This is a genomic window from Paracoccus yeei ATCC BAA-599, from assembly GCF_000622145.1.
Classification (GTDB): domain Bacteria; phylum Pseudomonadota; class Alphaproteobacteria; order Rhodobacterales; family Rhodobacteraceae; genus Paracoccus; species Paracoccus yeei.
On record NZ_JHWH01000034.1, the window covers coordinates 1 to 18,288 of the forward strand.

Sequence of the window (18,288 nt, forward strand, 5' to 3'; positions counted from 1 at the left end):
CAAAGATCCGCGAGGCGCTGGCCTTGGTGCGTGCCACCGCGCCGGGGCTGGAAATCGACGGCGAGATGCAGTTCGACGCCGCCCTCGACGACGCGATCCGTTCCAAAAAGGCGCCAAACAGCGCCCTGACGGGACGCCCCAACGTCTTCGTCTTCCCAGACCTCGCCTCGGGCAACATCGGCTACAAGATCGCACAACGCCTGGGCGGCCTGACCGCCATCGGCCCCATCCTGCAAGGCCTCGCCAAACCCGCAAACGACCTCTCGCGAGGATGCTCGGTCAACGACATCATCGCAGCCACCGCAATCACTCAAATGCAGGTGAGTGACACAAGGGCGCATCACATTTAACTTGCACCACAATGGAGCAAGAGAACGACAGCACGATCCGGATTTTATATCGAACGTCGCGTGATGCGGGTCTGACCTCATTACCTGGCTATGCAGGACGGCCCGATTCAAGATCCGCGGCCAGTCGCATCAGCGCATCCGCATCCGGCGAAATGGCGACAAGCCTGTCGGCGACCATGCCGTCAGGAGGAGCCGCCGGGTCAAGCGCCAGCTCACCGCCGGCTAGTTGCAGCAGGTGAGTGCCATCCAAGCCGAGCAGTCGCATATAACCCTTGAGCCTGTGGATAGACCGCCGATGCCGATCGATGATTGCAACGAACTCGCTGAGATCGGGCGGCGAGGCAAGGCGGATCGTGCGGCTGGCGAACAGCCTGCCATGATCGGGTTCAGCGGCCAAGGCCGCAAGACTGCGGCCGTCATGGGGCGCTGCCAATACCCGCATGAAACTGCTGTCTGGCGTCACATGCTGGCTGGCTAGCGGGTTGAGCCGGGCAGCAAGGCGCCCCGCGCGCCGCAGTGTCGCGCGTCCGACGATGTCGGCGCGTGACAGGAATATTGCATCGGCACCGCGGATCTGGCTTTCCGCCACCCGCCCGATCCTGGGGTCGGCCAGGCGCTCGGTCAGGCTTTGCGGATCGACCACGGCCACCACCGCCCGACAGTCCAGCTCGCGCTCGGCCAAGGCGAAGCTGGCCAGTCGCCGGGGTTCGGCGACGCCGCTGGCCTCGATGACCAGCCGGTCTACCCGGTTACGCAGGCTGAGCGCTCGCTCGAATGCGTCGAACAGCCCGCCTCCCATCGAACAGCAGATGCAGCCGTTGCTGAGCTGGATCGTATCGGCCGAGCGGCCCGCGATCAGCGCCGCATCGACCGCGATGTCACCGAAATCGTTGACCATGACCAGGATGCGCTCGCCCTGGCGGTCCAGCAGCCGGTTTAGCAGCGTGGTCTTGCCCGCTCCCAGATAGCCGCAGAGCAGATTGACGGGCAGCGGCGCGGCCATGGTCAAAACGACCCGGCCGCGACCGGGGTACCGCCATAAACGGTGCCCCAGACCCTGACCTCGCGCAGCCGCTCGGAGCCCAGGGCGTGCGGATCGTCCGCAAGTACGGCGAAATCGGCGCGCTTGCCAACCTCGATCGAGCCAATCTCGCCGTCCAGCTTCAGCGTATGGGCCGCGCCCAAGGTGATGGCGTAAAGCGCGGCGTCCAGCGAGATGCGTTCTGAGGTGCCCAGCTGGCGGCCGCTATCGGTCAGGCGATTGACCGCGCACCAGGCGGTGACCAGCGGCGCCAGTGGCGTGATCGGTGCGTCGGAATGGATGGCCAGCGGAATGCCCATTTCCAGCGCGCTGGCGCAAGGGTTCATGCGGCAGGCGCGCTCTGGACCGATGGTGATCTCGTAATGCTTGTCGCCGAAATAGTACAGGTGGTTGGCGAACAGGTTCACGCAGCATTGCAGCGCAGCGATGCGGCGCAACTGGGCGCGGTCGGCCATCTGGCAATGCTGCAGCACGTGACGATGGTCGGGGCGGAAATGCCCGGCCAGTGCCGCTTCCAGCGCCTCAATGGCGGCAAGGCTCGCGCCGTCGCCGTTGACATGGATATGCATCTGGACACCCTGACGGTTCAGGTCGTCCACCATCGCGTTCAGCGCCTCGGGGGCGATGTTCCATATGCCGTTGTCGGTCCCGCAGTGATAGCCCGGCGCCAGCAGTTGCGCAGTGAAGCCCTGGATCGAGCCGTCGGTGACGATCTTGACCCCGCCCAGCCGCACCCGGTCGGTCGAGTACGTCCGCAACTCCTTCGCCCGTGCGGCCACCGCCTCGGGCGGCAGCGCCAGCGCCGACAGCATCGGCACCAGCCGCAAGGGATAGCCGGCTTCGGCCGTGGTGGCGAACAGATCGGCCAGCACCTCGTCGCCCAGCTCGTTCAGCAGGTCGGTCGAGGTTGTAACCCCCGCCCGGCAGGCTGAGCGCGCGAAGTTCCAGATCGCCTCGGGGTCGCCCCCCATGGCGCGGAAGCTGGCACCGACCCGGCGCATGACCGGGAACATGGCGCCCATCTCGTGCAGCTCGCCGTGCAATTCGCCGTCGTCGGTATGGAGGACACCGGGGACGTCTGTGTTCCCGTCATAGCCGGCCAGGTCCAGCGCCACGCTGTTGGCGGTCAGCAGATGCATGTTGGAATGCAGTACCACCACCGGCCGCGTGGTCGATACCCGGTCCAGATCCAGCCGCGACAGCCGGTCACCCGGAACGAAAAGCGGATCGAAGCCCCAGCCGACGACAGGTCCGTCGCTCAATTCCGCAGCGCGCTCGCGCAGGCGCTCGACCAGCGCGCTTGTGCTCGTGATACCCTGCCATAGCCGGCCGTCCGGGGCCACGCGGTCGTAATGGCCGAGATAGGTAAAGCGCCAGACCGAGCCCTCCATCATATGGGCATGGCCCTCGACGAAACCGGGCATCAGCACCTTGTCGGCAAATCGATGGTCGTCGTGGTGCTGCTCGGCCCTGTCCTGCATGTCCTCGGGTCCGCCGACGGCAAGGATGCGTCCATCATGGGAAACCATCACATGCGTCGCCTCGGGCCGCGATGGGTCCATGGTGATGATGCGGCGTGCTGTAAAAACGGTCGGGATCATGCATTTTCTCCGTCGGATCGGGCTTTGCCGGCAGATTAGCCATGACAAACATCCTGCGTGAAATGCATAATTGCGCGGGATTTCCGCCATTTTCCTGAGGGACGGATGCACTATACCCTGAAGCACCTGCGCTATATCGAGGCGGCCGAGCGGCACCAGTCGATCACCGCCGCGGCCGAGGCGCTGGCGGTCTCGCCCTCGTCCATTGCCGCCGCCATCGATCACATCGAGGCGCAACTGGGCCAGCCGGTCTTTGCCCGCGTGCCCTCGCGCGGGATCGCGGCGACCAGCTTCGGGCGCAAGATCGTCGACGAGATCCGCTTGCTGCTGGTGGCGCAGGCGCGCTTCGACGGCAAGATTGCCGACCTCGAACAGCGCATCGACGGCACTGCGCGCATCGCCTGCTTCACGCCGCTGGCGCCGATCCTGTTGCCCACGATCCTGTCCGAAGTGCGCGAGCGCTATCCGAACCTGATGATCGAGGTGATGGAAGGCAACTGGGAAGAGGTGGTGCGCGCCGTCGATACCGGCGACGCCGATTTCGCCTTTTGCTACGGGCTCATCAACGAGCTGGTCTATCGCTTCCTGCCGCTTTTCGTAGGCCACCCCCATGCCGCGCTGCCGGCGACGCATCCGTTGGCCAGCGGACGCTTTGTCACGCTGGAACAGCTTGCGCCCGAGCCGCTGGTGGTGCTGGACCTGGACCTGTCGCGGCGCTACCTGATGGACCTGTTCGCGACGCGGGGCCTGAAGCCGAACGTGGTCTATTCGGCGCGCTCTACCGACATGATGCGGGCGCTGATCGCCGCCGGCATGTGCTACGGGATCTTCAACATCCGTCCGATGAGCAAGCAGACCTATGCCCGCGGCGACCTGGTGCGCCTGCCGCTGGCCGGCGAGCACGAGGCCCCCCGCGCAGGGGTGCTGACCCGGCGCGACGTCAAGCTGACGGCGGTTTGCGAAGCGATTATAGCCACTTGCGAGATGCAGGCGATGCGCGGCGAATTCGACCGCGCCTTTGTGCGCCCCTACCTTCCGCAGGATTTCTGAGGAATTCGGGCGCAAAAATGCATTTGCCGCAAAGCCTGCCGATGACCGATCCATAAGGACGCAGCGTCAACACAGAATTCGGCGCGCGCCCAACACGGAGAACCAGATGACCCTCGCCCCCACCTTCTCGCGTCGTTTCCTGCTGGCCGGAGCCGTCGCGCTGACCGCCCTGGCCACCGCCTCCGCGCTTTCCGCCCAGGAGCCGCAAAGGGGCGGGACACTGGTGCTGGCGTCCGTGCACAAGCCGCGTCACCTGAACTCTGCCGTGCAATCGGGCGTCGCGACCGCCGTGCCCGCGGCGCAGATCTTTGCCACGCTGTTGCGCTATGGCGAGGATTTCACCCCACAGCCCTATCTGGCCGAAAGCTGGGATTTCAGCGACGACAACAAGGTGCTGACGCTGAAGCTGCGCCAGGGCGCGACGTTCCACGACGGCTCGCCCATCACGGCCGAGGACGTGATCTGGTCGCTGGGCGTGGTCAAGGAGAACCACCCGTTCTCGTCGATGCTTGCCCCGGTCGAAGCATTCGAGGCACAAGACCCGCAGACCGTTGTCATTCGCATGACGCAGCCGCATCCCGCGATCCTGCTGGTGCTGTCTGCCTCTCTGACGCCGATCCTGCCCAAGCATGTCTTCGACGACGGCCAGGACATCAAGTCGAACCCCAAGAACAACCTGCCGGTCGGCTCGGGACCTTTCAAGGTGGTCGCGTTCGAGCCGGGCCAGCATATCATCCTGGAGCGCTATGACGGCTTTTTCCTACAAGGAAAGCCCTATCTGGACCGCATCGTGATCCGGCAATACCAGGACGCCAACTCGGGCGTGCTGGCGCTGGAATCGGGCGAGGCGCAGATGTTCCCGCTGCTCGACGGCACCCGCCTGATCCGGCGGCTGGAGAAATCCGGCAACCTGACCGTGACCGACAAGGGTTATGCCGGCATAGGCCCGCTGAACTGGCTGGCCTTCAACACCAAGCATCCCGCACTGTCGAACGTGCGGGTCCGCCAGGCGATCGCCTATGCCATCGACCGCGACTTTGTCACCAAGGCGCTGCATTCGGGCCTGTCCAAGCCCTCGATCGAACCGGTCGTGCAGGGCAGCCCCTTTTATACCGAGGATGTCGAGCGCTACGACTTCGACCTCGACAAGTCCAAGGCGCTTCTGGCCGAGGCAGGCTATGGCGAGGGCGGCAAGGCGCTGGAACTGCGCATCGACTACATGCCCGATGTCGAGGAACAGCAGCGCGCCGTCGCCGAATATGTCAAGGCGGCGCTGGCCAAGGTCGGGATCACGGTCACCGTGCGTTCCTCGCCCGACTTCCCGACCTGGTCCCAGCGCGTGTCCTCGTATGATTTCGACATGACCATGGATCAGGTCTTCAACTGGGGCGACCCGGTGATCGGGGTGAACCGGACCTATTTGTGCTCGAACATCCGCGAAGGGATCATCTGGTCCAATACCCAGCAATATTGCAACGAAGAGGTGGACAAGCTGATGAACGCCGCCGGCGTCGAGCCGGACCTGGCCAAGCGCAAGCAGCTTTACGCCCAGGCCTTCAAGCAGATCACCATCGACATCCCGATCCATTTCATCAACGAAGTGCCCTATCACACGGTCTATTCGCAGGCCGTGCAGAACCCGCCCATTTCGATCTGGGGTACGATGGGGCCGATGGATGAGGTCTGGCTGCAGCAGTAACGGCGGAGGCAATGCCGATGTTTCGACGTATCCTGCGGCAGCTGCTCTATGCGGCCGCCCTGATCCTTGCCGTCCTGGTCCTGAACTTTTTGCTGATCCAGCTGGCGCCCGGTGACCCCGCCGAGGTCATCGCCGGCGAGATGGGCGGTGCCAGCGCCGAGGTGATGGCCGCGATCCGCGAGCAATACGGACTTGACAAGCCGCTTCTGACCCAGCTCGGGCTGTATCTGGGCCGGGCGCTGCAGGGCGATCTGGGCATGTCCTATTACTACAATCGCCCGGTTGTCGATCTGATCCTGTCGCGGCTTGGCCCGACCATGCTGCTGGTGGCGACCGCGCTGGGTTTTGCGCTGATCGTGGGCACGCGGCTGGGAATGCTTGCCTCGCGCAACCCGCGCGGCATCGCTTCGGCGGTGGTCACGGTGCTGTCGCTGATCGGCTATTCGGCGCCGGTGTTCTGGACCGGGCTGATGCTGGTGATCCTGTTCGCGGCCAAGATTCCGCTGTTTCCCGTCGCGGGCATGATTGATGTCGTCAAGCAAGGCGGTACGTTGATGCGGGCGCTGGACATCGCCCACCATCTGGTCTTGCCCGGCCTGACCCTGGGGCTGGTCTATCTGGCACAATACAGCCGGCTGACGCGTGCCTCGATGCTGGAAGTTCTTGGCGCCGACTATATCCGCACCGCCCGAGCCAAGGGCGTCAGCGAAAAGCTCGTCTTTCGCCGCCACGCCTTCCGCAACGCAATGTTGCCGGTGGTAACCGTCGCCGGGATGCAGTTCGGCGCCATCATCTCGGGCGCGGTGCTGGTCGAGACGGTGTTCAGCTGGCCCGGCCTCGGCACGCTGGCCTTCCAGTCGATTCTGGCGCGCGACTATCCGACCGTGCTGGGCATCCTGTTCTTCTCCACCCTGATCGTCATCATCGCGAACCTGCTGACCGACTTCGTGTCGCGCCTGCTGGACCCGCGCCTTGCCAAAGGACGCTAGAGACATGACCGCGCCCGCCAGAACCTCGGTTCCAGCCGCCCGCGGTCCCATGGCCGAAGCCTGGGACATCTTCCGCCGCAGCCCCTCTGCCATGCTGGGCCTGGCGCTGCTGCTGCTGGTCATGGGAATAACCTTTGCCGGTCCCCATCTCTATCACGTCGATCCGTTCGAGATCGTCTGGGCGCCGCTGACGCCGCCCGGCGAAGAGGCGACTATCCCCTTGGGCACCGACAACCTGGGCCGCGACATCCTGGCCGGGCTGATCGCAGGCGGCAGTGCCACTTTGGCCGTGGGCTTTGCCGCAGCCCTCATCACCATGCTGATCGGTGTGCTGATCGGCGCCTACGCCGGCTTCTATGGCGGTTGGGTCGACGACCTGCTGATGCGCGTGACCGAATTCTTCCAGGTGTTGCCGCCGCTTCTGTTCGCCATGGTGGTGGTGACGCTGTTCCAGCCGACGCTGGTCAATGTGGCGCTGGCCATCGGCATCGTCAGCTGGCCGCAGACCGCCCGCCTGACCCGGTCCGAATTCCGCCGCATCCGCACGCTGGAATATGTCAACGCCATGCGCGCGATCGGCGCGGGCGACGGCAACATCATCTGGCGCGTGATCCTGCCCAACGCCTTGCCGCCCCTGATCGTCTCGGCCACGCTGACCATCGGCATGGCCATCCTGTTCGAGGCCGGACTCAGTTTCCTTGGCCTGTCCGACCCGAACGTCATGTCCTGGGGACTGATGATCGGCTCGGGCCGGGAATACCTGCTGGACGCCTGGTGGGTGGTGACGCTGCCCGGCGCGATGATCTTCCTGACTGTGCTGGGCGTCAGCCTGGTCGGCGACGGGCTGAACGATGCGTTCAACCCCAAGATGCGCGAGCGCTGAACCATGACCGAACCCGTTCTGGACATCCGCAATCTCAAGGTCGACTTCACCACGCGCCGCGGCACGGCGCATGTGCTGGACGACGTGTCCTTTAGCGTTGCCCCCGGAGAGTTGCTGGCCATCGTCGGCGAATCCGGTTGCGGCAAAAGCATGACGGCGCTGTCGGTCCTGGGCCTGATCCCCTCACCTCCCGGAAAAATCGTCGGCGGCAGCATCCTGTTTCAAGGGAACGACCTTACCCGGCTGCCGCCCGCCGAGATGCGTCGCATCCGCGGCGGCGACATCGCCATGATCTTCCAGGAACCGATGACTTCGCTCAACCCGGTCTTCACCTGCGGCGAGCAGATCGCCGAGGCGGTGCGCCTGCACCAGAAGGTCGGTCCCAGAGCCGCCTTTGCCCGCGCCGTCGACATGCTGCGCGCCGTCGGGATCCCCGAACCGCAACTGCGCGCGCAGGCCTATCCGCATCAGCTGTCGGGCGGCATGCGCCAAAGGGTGATGATCGCCATGGCGCTGTCCTGCGAACCCAGGCTGCTGATCGCGGACGAGCCGACGACCGCGCTGGACGTCACCGTGCAGGCGCAGATCTTTGCCCTGCTGGACGAGCTGCGGCAAAAGACTGGCACGGCGATCATCCTCATCACCCATGACATGGGCGCGGTGGCGGAAATGGCCGACAAGGTTGCGGTCATGTATGCCGGCCGGGTGATCGAACGCGGCCCGGCCGATGCGGTTCTGGACAATCCCGGTCATCCCTATACTCGGGGCCTGCTGGCCAGCATTCCACGGATCGACGCCGACCCCGATGCCGACCTGCCCGAGATCCCCGGCATCGTGCCCGCGCTGACCGACCTGGGTCGCGGCTGCGCTTTCGCGCCGCGCTGCCGGCTTGCGGCCGAGGCATGCCGCGCCGTCCAGCCGCGCCATGTCGGGCTGTCTGCGGGCCATTCGGCCGCCTGCATCCAACTTGAACCCCGCGAGGTCCCGGCATGACCCGGCTGCTTTCCGTTCGCGACCTGAAAGTGCATTTCCCGACCGCGAAAGGCGGCACCGTCCATGCGGTCGATGGTGTCAGTTTCGACATCCGGCGGGGTGAGACGCTGGGCATTGTCGGGGAATCCGGCTCGGGCAAGACCACGACCGCGCTAGCGGTGATGCGTCTTGTGCCGATCACCGCCGGCGAGGTCGATCTGGACGGCATTGCGGTCAACCGCATTGAGGGCGAAGAGCTGCGCCGGGCCAGGCCGCGCTTCCAGATGGTATTTCAGGACCCGTTCTCGTCACTGAACCCGCGCGAGCGCATCGGGCGGATCATCCGGCAGCCTATGGACCTGCTGGGGCTCGGCGAGCCCGCGAACCGCGATGCGCGCGTCGAGGAACTGCTGACCCAAGTCGGGTTGCGCCCCGAACTGAAATCCCTTTACCCGCACCAGTTTTCGGGCGGGCAGCGGCAGCGGATCGGGCTGGCGCGCGCGCTGGCGACCAAACCCGACCTGATCGTCTTTGACGAGCCGGTTTCGGCGCTGGACGTGGCGGTGCAGGCGCAGGTGCTGAACCTGATCCGCCGGATGCAACGCGAAACCGGGCTGACCTATCTGTTCATCAGTCATGACCTGGGCGTTGTGCGCCACATCTGCGACGAGATCGCAGTGATGTATCTGGGCCAGATCGTCGAGCGCGCACCGGCGGCACAAATCTTTGCCGCGCCGCGCCATCCTTACACCCAAGCGCTGATCGCTGCCGCGCCCTCGCTTGCGCCAGAGCATCGCCGGCGGGGCGGCGGCGCGCGGCTGCAGGGCGACCCGCCAAGTCCGGTGAACCTGCCGAAAGGCTGTCGGTTTGCCTCGCGCTGCCCGATTGCGGTCGACGATTGCCGGCAGCGGATGCCGGTCCTGCGCGAAGTCGCGGCCGGACAGGCCGTCGCCTGTCATCTGGCCTGACGACCGCTTGCCAGACAGGGCCCGCCGGTGAGTTCAGCCCCGCTTGCGTCATATCGAGATCCTGCTTCGAACCCATCGCTATATGCCGCTGTCATCAGTGGTCTTTTTCTTGACAAGCATCGCTTTCCCGACGCCGGAACGAAAGCGGGACAGGTCCAGATCTTTCGGATACGCCAGGCACCGTTCACCGGCCGGATATGCAAGCGCATGGGGCGCGCCGTCCGCCGGCGCCGCGCCCATTGTTGCGACCTGGCTCCGGACTGGGCAAAGCCACGGCCCGATCATGGCAGCCGAGCCGACCTGTATGGAATTGAGCGTCGATCTTTCGCTTCCATTTCGGTCCAACGCTTTGCTATCGACTGACGCTAGGGCAGGAGGGATAACGGTTGGATCGCATCTGGAACTTCGTCGCGCAAAATTCGCTGTTGCTTATAGGGGGCGCGGTGCTGGCCTTGATCTGGGCCAATCTGGCGCCTGACAGCTATCATCAGCTTGTTCACCTATCGATCTGGTCCGATGCCCCGATCGGCCTGGTCGAGATGCACGACGGGCAGGCTGTCCGCGTCTTGACCCTGCACTTTCTGATCAACGACCTGCTGATGGCGCTGTTCTTTGCCATGGCCGCAAAAGAGGTCTGGGAGGCTGTGATCCTGTCGGACGGCTCGCTGCGCGGGAAGAAGGCGTTGACGCCGCTGATCGCCACGCTGGGCGGAATGATGGGGCCGGTCGCCGTCTATCTGACGCTGGCCATCCTGCTGGGGTCGCTGGCCGAAATGGGCCGGGGCTGGGCGATTCCCACGGCAACCGACATCGCATTTTCCTATCTGGTCGGCCGCATGGTGTTTGGTGCGCGGCATCCGGCCATCGGCTTCCTGCTGCTGCTGGCGATTGCCGACGATGCGGCGGGTCTGGCGATCCTTGCGGTGTTCTATCCATCGGGCGATCTGGCGCTGGCCTGGCTGCTCTTGTCGGTCGCGGCGGCGGTCGCGGTCTGGCTGCTGGCAAACTGGCTGCCGCGCCGGCTGGACAGGGGCCGGCAGGACCGGCCGAACTCGACCTGGGCGCGGCGGGTGCTAGGGGCCTGGCCCTATGTGATCGCCGGCTGTCTCAGTTGGTATGGGTTCTACCGCGCCGGGCTGCATCCGGCGCTCGGGCTGTTGCCGATCATCCCGGCTATTCCCCATGCCGAGCGCGATTTCGGCATCTTTGCCGAAGAGGAACGCCATGCCACCGACCTGCTGAACAGAATCGAACATGCGCTGAAACTGCCGGTACAGCTGGTGCTTTGCGCCTTCGGAGTGGTCAATGCCGGGGTCGAGTTCAGCGCGGTTTCTACGCCCACGCTGCTGGTGCTGGCGGGGCTGATGATCGGCAAGCCGCTGGGGATCACGCTGTTTGGCTGGTTTGCCGCCAATGTGCTGCGGCTGGGCCTGCCCGACGGCATGGCGCTGCGCGACCTGCCGGTGGTGGGCTGTGTCGCGGCCATCGGCTTTACCGTGGCGCTGTTCGTGGCCTCGGTCGCATTCCCGGCCGGTGCGGTGCAGGACGCGGCCAAGATGGGCGCGCTGCTGAGCCTTGCCAGTGCGATCGTGGCCCTGTTGGCCGGGCGGCTGTTGGCGGTCAAGCGGCTGGCTTAGCCGCCTGCTGCGCCATGGCCCGCGCCATGCGATCGATGCGGGCCACGCCTTCGGGGATCAGGTCGTCGGCAATCGAGCCGTAGCCCAAGCGGAACACCGGGCAAGGCGCCGGCGGCTGTTCAAAGAACACGGCTCCCGGCTCGATCAGCACGCTTTCAGCGTGCAGCCGGGCCGTCAGATCGGCACTGTCGGTTCCCGGCGCGCTCAGCCACATGCTGGAGCCGCCCTGCGCCGCCGCGCCCTCGATCCGAAGCGCGGTCTGCGACAGCGCCTGTTCCAGCACCTTGCGGCGCTGTTTCAGCGCCTGCCGCAGCCGCACGATATGGGCGTCGTAATGCCCCAGTGCCAGAAAGTACGAAGTGATACGCTGCAGATGCGTCGGCGGGTGGCGCAGCATGATCGAGCGCAGCGCACGGGCTCGGGCGATCAGCGGCGCCGGCGCCACCATGTAGCCGATGCGCAGCCCCGGAAACAGCGACTTGGAAAAGCTGCCGACATAGATCACCCGTCCCGCGCTATCGAGTGATTTCAGCGCCGGCGCGGGGGGCGCCAGATAGGACATCTCGAAATCATAGTCATCCTCGATGATCAGCGCGTTCAACTGTTCGGCGCGGCGCAGCAGCTCATGCCTGCGCGCCAAGGGCATCGTGGCGCCCGTCGGGATGTGGTGGCTTGGCGTGACGATGATGATTTGCGCGTTGTCGGGCAGCATCGCCGGATCCAGCCCCATGCCGTCCACCGGCAGAAAGGCCGTCGGGCTGCGGGCGCGGCGCAACGTTTCGGCGAAATCAGGATAGCCAGGCTCCTCGGCCACGGCCAGCCGGTCGATGCGTGCGAGAAGCTCGGTCGTCAGAAACAGCGCGTTCTGCGCTCCCAGCGTGATCAGCACCTCGTCGGGGCTAGCCTGAAAGCCACGCCGGGGCAGAGTGTGCGAACAGATGTAATCGACCAGCAGCGGATCGTCGGCGCCATAGCGGTCGGCGGCCAGATCGGAGAAATCCCGCGTTCCCAGCGCTCGGCGCGCGCAGTCGCGCCATGCGCCATGGTCGAACAGCCGAGGATCGGCCTGGCCAAAGATAAAGGGGTAACGGAACTCGCGCCAGTTCTCCGGCTTACGGATCACCCGTTTGGGCAGCGTCTGGTCTGACAGCCAGTCGGCCCAGTCCAACGCGCGCGACACGCCCCTGGCCGCCACCTCAACCCTGCGCAAGGGCACCGTCGCGGCAATGGCGATGCCTGAACGCGGCAAGGTCTCTAGGTAGCCCTGGCTGACGAGGTTTTGGTAAACCAGCGTCACCGTCATCCGCGAAATGCCGAGCGCCCGCGCCAGCTTGCGACTGGAGGGCAGCCGTACGCCGGGCCTTGATCGCGTTTCCAGAACCGCCCGGACGATGGCGGCCGCCAGCCGCCCCTGCAAGGTCAGGGCGTCGTCACGCAGAAAGATCGTCTCAACCGGAAGGGTGTCCGCCATCTGGACTCACATTTGCTTGCAACTGGACATATCACTTGGCGCGCTCTGCGGCAATATTACGCAGCGAAGAAAGACCCGCGGAAGGTGGGTCGCTCAAGGGAGGGGAAACCCATGAACACAAGTTTCAGACTGCTGGCCGGAACCGCGATGTGCCTGATGCTGGGCGGAGCGGCCTTTGCAGGCGAATACCGCATCGCCGTGGGCGACGGTGCGGGCGGCACCCAGGAGGCTCTTGGCAAGGCTTTCGTCGCCGCGCTGGAAAAGGAAAGCGGCGGCGCGATGACCGGCAAGCTGTTCGTGAACGGCCAGCTTGGCGATGAACAGGACACCGTAACCGCCGCCGCGACCGGGACGCTGGATTTCTCGATCCTTGCGATCAACAACATCACCCCGTTCTCGCCGTCCGTCGGCACGCTGACGCTGCCCTATGTCATCCTGAGCCAGGACGATGCCGAGAAGGTCACGCAGGGCGAGGTCGGCCAGCAGATGGTCGAGCAAACCATCGAGGATGCAGGCGTGCGCATCATCGGCTGGGGCTATTCGGGTTTCCGGGTGCTTACCAATTCCAAAAAGCCGGTTTCGACGGTCGCCGACCTGCAAGGGCTGGTGATCCGTGTCCCCAAGAACGAGATCATGATCGAGACGTATAAAAGCTGGGGCATCAACCCGACGCCGATGGCCTGGGGTGAAACATTCGCCGCCCTTCAGCAGAAGGTCGTGGACGGTCAGGACAACCCCTACATGACCGTGAACGCGATGAAGTTCTATGAGGTGCAGAAATACATCACCGACCTGCGCTACATCTTCTCGATCGAGCCGCTGATCATCAGCGAGGCGCTGTTCGAAAGCCTGTCCGAGGAAGAGCAGCAGCATGTCCTGGCTGCCGGCGAGGCCGCGACGCACGCATCGGCCGCCTTCCTGCGCGAACAGGAAAGCAAGATCCGCGAAGACCTGGTGGCACGGGGCATGGAAATTACCAAGCCCGCCGACGACGAGAAAGAGTTCATGGACCTGGCGACCAAGAATGTCTGGCCCAAGTTCTATGACCAGATCGGTGGGGTCGAGGTTCTGAACGGCGTCCTCGCCTCGCTGGGCCGCGATCCGGTGCAGTAACGGAAACGCTGCGGCGGGACCGCCCGCCGTCTTTTCCTTCTTGTCATCCTGAACCGCCCTTTTCGGAGGAATGCATGTCTGCATTCTGGAAGCATCTCGATCATCTTGAAAGCTACATCTGCCGAACGCTTCTGGCGGTCTTCGTCACGCTGCTGTTCGTCCAGATCGTCGCCCGGCAGGTGTTTGGCTTCTCGATCACCTGGATCGAGGAACTGTCGGTCATCCTGTTCGTCTGGTTCGCCTATTTCGGCGCCTCGTATGCGGCGCGGATGGCGGCGCACAACAGGGTGACGTTCCATCTGAACATGATGCCGCGCCGAACCGCGCGCATCCTGGAAGCCATCGGCGACCTGTTCTGGATCGCCTTCAACATCGTCTTCATCTGGCAGTCGATCCAGTTCATCGGGCGTCTCAAGCCGTTCGTGAAAGCCCAGACCTTGGGCTGGGAAATGCGCTGGGTCTACATGGCGCTGCCCATCGCCTTTGCGTTGATGACGATCCGCATCCTGCAGGTGAACTACCTGAAGCTGGTCAAGGGGATCGACCCGCGTGACCCCGACAAGGTCGAGGTCGAGCAGGCTCTTGAACTGGCCGAGGATGAACAGCGCGCCTATGAGCGGGAGCACACGAAATGAACGATTATGTCGTGGAAGTCCTGTTCGGCACCTTCGCGCTGCTGATGGTCCTGGGCGCGCCGATCGTGGTGGCGCTTGGCGTCGCCGCCCTGGCCGCGATGCTGTATCTGGGCGACAACCCGATCAAGATGGTGCAGATGGCCTGGTCGTCCGTCGGGTCGTTCCCGCTGATGGCACTGCCCTCGTTCATCCTGGCGGGCGCCCTGATGGAGGCCGCGGGCCTGTCGCGGCGCCTGATCGCCGTCGCCGAAAGCCTGGCCGGTCCCTTCACGGGCGGCCTGTCCGCCGCCACCATCGTCGCCTGCCTGTTCTTCGGCGCGATTTCGGGGTCCGGCCCCGCGACCACGGCGGCGGTGGGGATGCTGATGATCCCCGGCATGATCCGCAACGGATACAGCCGCGACTATGCCGCATCCGTCACGGCGGCGGCGGGGGGTCTGGGCATCGTCATCCCGCCCTCAATCCCGATGATCATCTTCGGCATCTCGGCCATGGGGATCGCCCCCGATCTCGCCGCCGTCGAGGCGCACGGCCAGTTCCAGTCGGTATCCATCTCGAAGATGTTCATCGCGGGCTTCCTGCCCGGCGCCGTGATGGCGGGCGGTCTGCTGCTGATGAACTGGGTCCGCTGCAAGGGACGCGGCTATCATGGATCGTCCGAGCCGCTGTCGCTGCGCAAGTTCGCCTGCGCCTGCTATCAGGGGTTCTGGGCGCTGCTGGCTCCGATCGTCATCCTGGGCGGCATCTACACCGGCCTGTTCACCCCGACCGAGGCGGCCATCGTCGCCATCTTCTATACCCTGTTCGTCGGCGTCGTCATCTATCGCGAGCTGGACATGGCCGAGGTGTTCAAGGCGCTTGAGGCGACGACCTGGCTTGCCGGACGAGTGCTTCTGGTGCTGTTCGCCGCAACGATCTTTGGGCGCATCCTGGTGGAAAACAATGTCCCCGGCATCATCGCGGGCGGCATCCTGAGCCTGACCACCAATGTCTATGCCATCTGGGCGCTGATCATTGGCATGCTGCTGATTGTTGGCATGTTCATGGAAACGCTGGCCGCGATCATGATTCTGGTGCCGGTGATGCTGCCGGTCGCCTACATGGTCGGCATCGACCCGATCCATTTCGGCATCGTGATGATCTGCACGCTGTCGGTGGGCTTCCAGACGCCACCCCTGGGCGAGAACCTGTTCATCGCCTCGGGCATCTCGGGCGAGAGCATCGAGCGGATCAGCGTGACCGCGCTGCCCTTCGCCGTGGCCTCGACCGCAGCGATCTTCGTCATCGCCCTGTTTCCCCAAATCGCCCTGTGGCTTCCCGCCATGCTGGGCTACTGACCAAGGAGCTTTTCCTATGACCCGAACCCTTACCGCCGCCGACCTGCAAGACACCTTCGATGCCTTCAACCGCCACGACATTGACGGCGTCATGACCCACTTCGGTGACGATTGCGTCTTCTACACGGTCGCCGGTGACAACGAATACGGCAACAAGATCGAGGGCCGCGAGGCGATCGCCAAGGCGTTTGAAGGCGTATGGAGCACGATGCCGGACGTGCAATGGGCCGACCACAGCCATTTCGTGTCCGAGGATGGGACCCGCGGCGTGAGCCAATGGACCTTCCGCGCCACCAACCCCGACGGCACCCGGACTGAAGTGCAGGGCGCCGACCTGTTCCGCTTTCGTGACGGCCGGATCGTGGAAAAGCAGGCGATCCGCAAGCAACGCCCGAACATTCCCGCCAAGTGACCGCTATGCAGCCTATCGACAAACGCGGGTCGGTGCCGTTCGACCCTCAGTATGACCCCATGACGGCGCGCACCTTGGGACCGGGCAGCGACTATGCCCCCACCTATTGGATTGGCACGGCCGGCCCGGCCCCCGACGGCGACGGTCCGGTCACACGCGACATGGACGTGGATGTGGCCGTGATCGGCTCGGGCTATACGGGTCTGTCCACGGCCATTCACCTAGCGAAGGAACATGGCATCAAAGCCACCGTGCTAGAGGCCAATGGGGTCGCCTATGGCTGTTCCACCCGGAACGGCGGCCAGGCGCAGATCAGCGCCGGGCGGCTCAAGCGCAGCCAATGGATCGACCGCTGGGGCTTGGATGTCGCGCGCGGCATGCACCACGAGATGGTCGAGGCGTTCGCACTGTTCCGCGGGCTGCTGCGCGACCACGACATCCAGTGTGATCCGCAGGATGGCGGCCACTATTATATCGCCCACAAGGCCGGCGTCATTCCGACGCTGGAGGCCGAGGCGAAGCTGCTGCGCGACACCTTCGGCTATGATGCCCGAATGCTGTCGCGGGAAGAGCTGTTCGCCAGCGCAGTGCGCGACCAGGAAGCCCATGGTGCGATGTGGGAGGCCGACGGCGTCAGCATTCACGCCGCAAAGCTGGCCTTCGGCTATCTGCGCGTGGCCCGCGAACTGGGCGCCACCGTGCATCCCGACAGTCCCGTGCAGGGATGGGAGCTGAAGAGCGGCGTCCATCACCTGCGCACGCCGGGTGGCATCGTGCGCGCCCGCCGTGTGGCGGTCGCAACGGCTGCTTATGCCACCCGTAGCCTGCATGGCCGCCTTCGCGACCGCCTGATGCCGATCATGTCGAACAGCATCGTCACGCGTGTCCTGACTCCGTCAGAACTCGAGTCCGTGGGCATTCGGACCATGTCTCCACTGACGGATACACGTACGCTGCGTCATTATTACCGCCTGCTGCCCGACAACCGGCTGCAGATCGGCTCGCGCGCGGCGATCACCGGGCGCGATGCAGCCAACCCGGCGCACCTGAACAGCTTGCGCGAAGGCATGGCCCGGAAATTCCCCGCCCTGCGCGGGATCGACCTGGATTACAGCTGGTGGGGATGGGTCGATGTCAGCCACGACATGATGCCGCGCATCACCGGGCTGCCGGATACGCCGGGACTGTTCTACTCGCTGGGATATGGCGGCAATGGCGTCATGTATTCGGCCATGGCGGGTCGCCGGCTGGCGCAGCTTGTCGCGGGACAGGCTGTCCCGGACCTGCCGATCTTCAACACCGAACTTCCCCACGAGGGCTGGAAGACGCCGTTCCGGCGGCTCGGTCAGTGGGGTCTCTATCACCTCTATCACTACCGCGACGAGCGGGCATAAGGAGCTATCCGCCATGAAGATGACGACTGAGGAAGCGTTTGTCAAAGTTCTGCAGATGCATGGGATTGAGCATGCGTTCGGGATCATCGGCTCGGCCATGATGCCGGTCAGCGACCTCTTTCCCAAGGCCGGGATCACGTTCTGGGACACCGCGCACGAGACGAATGCCGGGCTGATGGCGGACGGGTTCACGCGCTCGACCGGCAAGATGTCGATGATGATCGCGCAGAACGGCCCCGGGGTGACGGGCTTTGTGACGCCGGTCAAGACCGCCTACTGGAACCACACCCCGCTTTTGCTGGTCACGCCCCAGGCCGCCAACAAGACCATCGGCCAGGGCGGCTTCCAGGAGATGGAGCAGATGCGTCTGTTTGCCGATTGCGTGTGCTATCAGGAAGAAGTCCGCGACCCCTCGCGCATTCCCGAGGTGCTGAACCGCGTCATCATGCAGGCCTGGCGCAACTCGGCGCCGGCGCAGATGAACATTCCGCGCGACATGTGGACCCAGGTGATCGACGTCGATCTGCCGCAGGTCGTGGCCTTCGAGCGCCCGGCCGGGGGCGAGGAAGCCGTGACCGAAGCCGCGCGGCTGCTATCGGAAGCCAAGTTCCCGGTGATTCTGTCAGGTGCCGGCGTCGTCCTGTCGGGTGCGATCCCGGATCTGGCCAAGCTGGCCGAGCGGCTGGATGCACCGGTGGCCTCGAACTACCAGCACAACGACAGCTTTCCGGGCAG

At 64.8% G+C, this 18,288-nt stretch carries 17 protein-coding genes; 14 read left to right on the top strand and 3 right to left on the bottom strand.

Going from position 1 to position 18,288, the window contains the following annotated elements; genetic code table 11:
* The coding region (locus BU28_RS23395; RefSeq protein ID WP_036763176.1) for a phosphate acyltransferase at positions 1–350 on the top strand (350 nt) is incomplete at its 5' end.
* Between the two features lie 88 nt (positions 351–438).
* On the opposite strand, the gene BU28_RS0116150 is transcribed toward BU28_RS23395, so the two are convergent.
* Both BU28_RS0116150 and BU28_RS0116155 read right to left on the bottom strand, forming a co-directional pair.
* Positions 439–1,353: a CobW family GTP-binding protein gene (locus BU28_RS0116150; protein ID WP_028720380.1), complete on the bottom strand. Its 915-nt coding sequence runs from the start codon at positions 1,351–1,353 to the stop codon at positions 439–441.
* Positions 1,354–1,355: 2 nt separating this feature from the next.
* Complete coding sequence (locus BU28_RS0116155; protein WP_028720381.1) at positions 1,356–2,993, bottom strand: amidohydrolase; 1,638 nt, start codon at positions 2,991–2,993, stop codon at positions 1,356–1,358.
* Positions 2,994–3,098: 105 nt separating this feature from the next.
* Here BU28_RS0116155 and BU28_RS0116160 point away from each other — a divergent pair, with 105 nt between their 5' ends.
* The 7 genes from BU28_RS0116160 (at position 3,099) to BU28_RS0116190 (ending at position 11,191) form a co-directional block, all read left to right on the top strand.
* Complete coding sequence (locus BU28_RS0116160; protein WP_028720382.1) at positions 3,099–4,043, top strand: LysR family transcriptional regulator; 945 nt, start codon at positions 3,099–3,101, stop codon at positions 4,041–4,043.
* Positions 4,044–4,149: 106 nt separating this feature from the next.
* Entirely contained in the window at positions 4,150–5,742 is a 1,593-nt protein-coding gene (locus tag BU28_RS0116165; RefSeq protein ID WP_028720383.1) for an ABC transporter substrate-binding protein, read from the top strand.
* Between the two features lie 17 nt (positions 5,743–5,759).
* Positions 5,760–6,731, top strand: coding sequence for an ABC transporter permease (locus tag BU28_RS0116170; protein WP_198945001.1), 972 nt, complete (start codon positions 5,760–5,762; stop codon positions 6,729–6,731).
* 4 nt (positions 6,732–6,735) lie between these two features.
* Positions 6,736–7,614: an ABC transporter permease gene (locus BU28_RS0116175; protein ID WP_416171849.1), complete on the top strand. Its 879-nt coding sequence runs from the start codon at positions 6,736–6,738 to the stop codon at positions 7,612–7,614.
* A 3-nt stretch (positions 7,615–7,617) separates the two neighbouring features.
* A complete protein-coding gene (locus BU28_RS0116180; RefSeq protein ID WP_028720386.1) occupies positions 7,618–8,607 on the top strand; it encodes an ABC transporter ATP-binding protein in 990 nt (329 codons plus the stop codon).
* Positions 8,604–9,554 (top strand): ABC transporter ATP-binding protein, encoded by a 951-nt coding sequence (locus BU28_RS0116185; RefSeq protein ID WP_028720387.1) that lies wholly within the window; start codon positions 8,604–8,606, stop codon positions 9,552–9,554. Before BU28_RS0116180 ends, BU28_RS0116185 begins: the two co-directional genes overlap by 4 nt.
* A gap of 386 nt (positions 9,555–9,940) precedes the next feature.
* Positions 9,941–11,191, top strand: coding sequence for a Na+/H+ antiporter NhaA (locus tag BU28_RS0116190; protein ID WP_028720388.1), 1,251 nt, complete (start codon positions 9,941–9,943; stop codon positions 11,189–11,191).
* Here BU28_RS0116190 and pdxR read toward each other — a convergent pair.
* Positions 11,175–12,662: a MocR-like pyridoxine biosynthesis transcription factor PdxR gene (gene pdxR, locus BU28_RS0116195; RefSeq protein ID WP_028720389.1), complete on the bottom strand. Its 1,488-nt coding sequence runs from the start codon at positions 12,660–12,662 to the stop codon at positions 11,175–11,177. The two genes, BU28_RS0116190 and pdxR, sit on opposite strands and share 17 nt — an antisense overlap.
* A 111-nt stretch (positions 12,663–12,773) precedes the next feature.
* On the opposite strand from pdxR, the gene BU28_RS0116200 reads away from it, so the two are divergent.
* From BU28_RS0116200 to BU28_RS0116225, 6 genes are all read left to right on the top strand, one after another.
* On the top strand, positions 12,774–13,775 hold the full coding sequence (locus tag BU28_RS0116200) for a TRAP transporter substrate-binding protein (RefSeq protein WP_028720390.1): 1,002 nt from the start codon (positions 12,774–12,776) through the stop codon (positions 13,773–13,775).
* A 74-nt stretch (positions 13,776–13,849) separates the two neighbouring features.
* Positions 13,850–14,410, top strand: a complete 561-nt coding sequence (locus tag BU28_RS0116205) for a TRAP transporter small permease (RefSeq protein WP_028720391.1) — start codon at positions 13,850–13,852, stop codon at positions 14,408–14,410.
* Positions 14,407–15,747 carry a TRAP transporter large permease gene (locus tag BU28_RS0116210; RefSeq protein ID WP_028720392.1) on the top strand — a complete coding sequence of 447 codons (1,341 nt, stop codon included), beginning with the start codon at positions 14,407–14,409 and terminating at the stop codon, positions 15,745–15,747. Before BU28_RS0116205 ends, BU28_RS0116210 begins: the two co-directional genes overlap by 4 nt.
* Positions 15,748–15,763: 16 nt before the next feature.
* Positions 15,764–16,159, top strand: a complete 396-nt coding sequence (locus BU28_RS0116215; protein WP_028720393.1) for a nuclear transport factor 2 family protein — start codon at positions 15,764–15,766, stop codon at positions 16,157–16,159.
* Between the two features lie 5 nt (positions 16,160–16,164).
* Positions 16,165–17,553: an NAD(P)/FAD-dependent oxidoreductase gene (locus BU28_RS0116220; protein ID WP_028720394.1), complete on the top strand. Its 1,389-nt coding sequence runs from the start codon at positions 16,165–16,167 to the stop codon at positions 17,551–17,553.
* A gap of 13 nt (positions 17,554–17,566) precedes the next feature.
* The coding region (locus BU28_RS0116225) for a thiamine pyrophosphate-binding protein (RefSeq protein WP_036763178.1) at positions 17,567–18,288 on the top strand (722 nt) is incomplete at its 3' end.

What these genes read in the sequence shown, in the direction of transcription:
- BU28_RS0116150 (WP_028720380.1), bottom strand. Translation starts at nt 1,353, where the DNA reads ATGGCCGCGCCGCTGCCCGTCAATCTGCTCTGCGGCTATCTGGGAGCG.
- BU28_RS0116155 (WP_028720381.1), bottom strand. Translation starts at nt 2,993, where the DNA reads ATGATCCCGACCGTTTTTACAGCACGCCGCATCATCACCATGGACCCA.
- BU28_RS0116160 (WP_028720382.1), top strand. Translation starts at nt 3,099, where the DNA reads ATGCACTATACCCTGAAGCACCTGCGCTATATCGAGGCGGCCGAGCGG.
- BU28_RS0116165 (WP_028720383.1), top strand. Translation starts at nt 4,150, where the DNA reads ATGACCCTCGCCCCCACCTTCTCGCGTCGTTTCCTGCTGGCCGGAGCC.
- BU28_RS0116170 (WP_198945001.1), top strand. Translation starts at nt 5,760, where the DNA reads ATGTTTCGACGTATCCTGCGGCAGCTGCTCTATGCGGCCGCCCTGATC.
- BU28_RS0116175 (WP_416171849.1), top strand. Translation starts at nt 6,736, where the DNA reads ATGACCGCGCCCGCCAGAACCTCGGTTCCAGCCGCCCGCGGTCCCATG.
- BU28_RS0116180 (WP_028720386.1), top strand. Translation starts at nt 7,618, where the DNA reads ATGACCGAACCCGTTCTGGACATCCGCAATCTCAAGGTCGACTTCACC.
- BU28_RS0116185 (WP_028720387.1), top strand. Translation starts at nt 8,604, where the DNA reads ATGACCCGGCTGCTTTCCGTTCGCGACCTGAAAGTGCATTTCCCGACC.
- pdxR (WP_028720389.1), bottom strand. Translation starts at nt 12,662, where the DNA reads ATGGCGGACACCCTTCCGGTTGAGACGATCTTTCTGCGTGACGACGCC.
- BU28_RS0116200 (WP_028720390.1), top strand. Translation starts at nt 12,774, where the DNA reads ATGAACACAAGTTTCAGACTGCTGGCCGGAACCGCGATGTGCCTGATG.
- BU28_RS0116205 (WP_028720391.1), top strand. Translation starts at nt 13,850, where the DNA reads ATGTCTGCATTCTGGAAGCATCTCGATCATCTTGAAAGCTACATCTGC.
- BU28_RS0116210 (WP_028720392.1), top strand. Translation starts at nt 14,407, where the DNA reads ATGAACGATTATGTCGTGGAAGTCCTGTTCGGCACCTTCGCGCTGCTG.
- BU28_RS0116215 (WP_028720393.1), top strand. Translation starts at nt 15,764, where the DNA reads ATGACCCGAACCCTTACCGCCGCCGACCTGCAAGACACCTTCGATGCC.
- BU28_RS0116220 (WP_028720394.1), top strand. Translation starts at nt 16,165, where the DNA reads ATGCAGCCTATCGACAAACGCGGGTCGGTGCCGTTCGACCCTCAGTAT.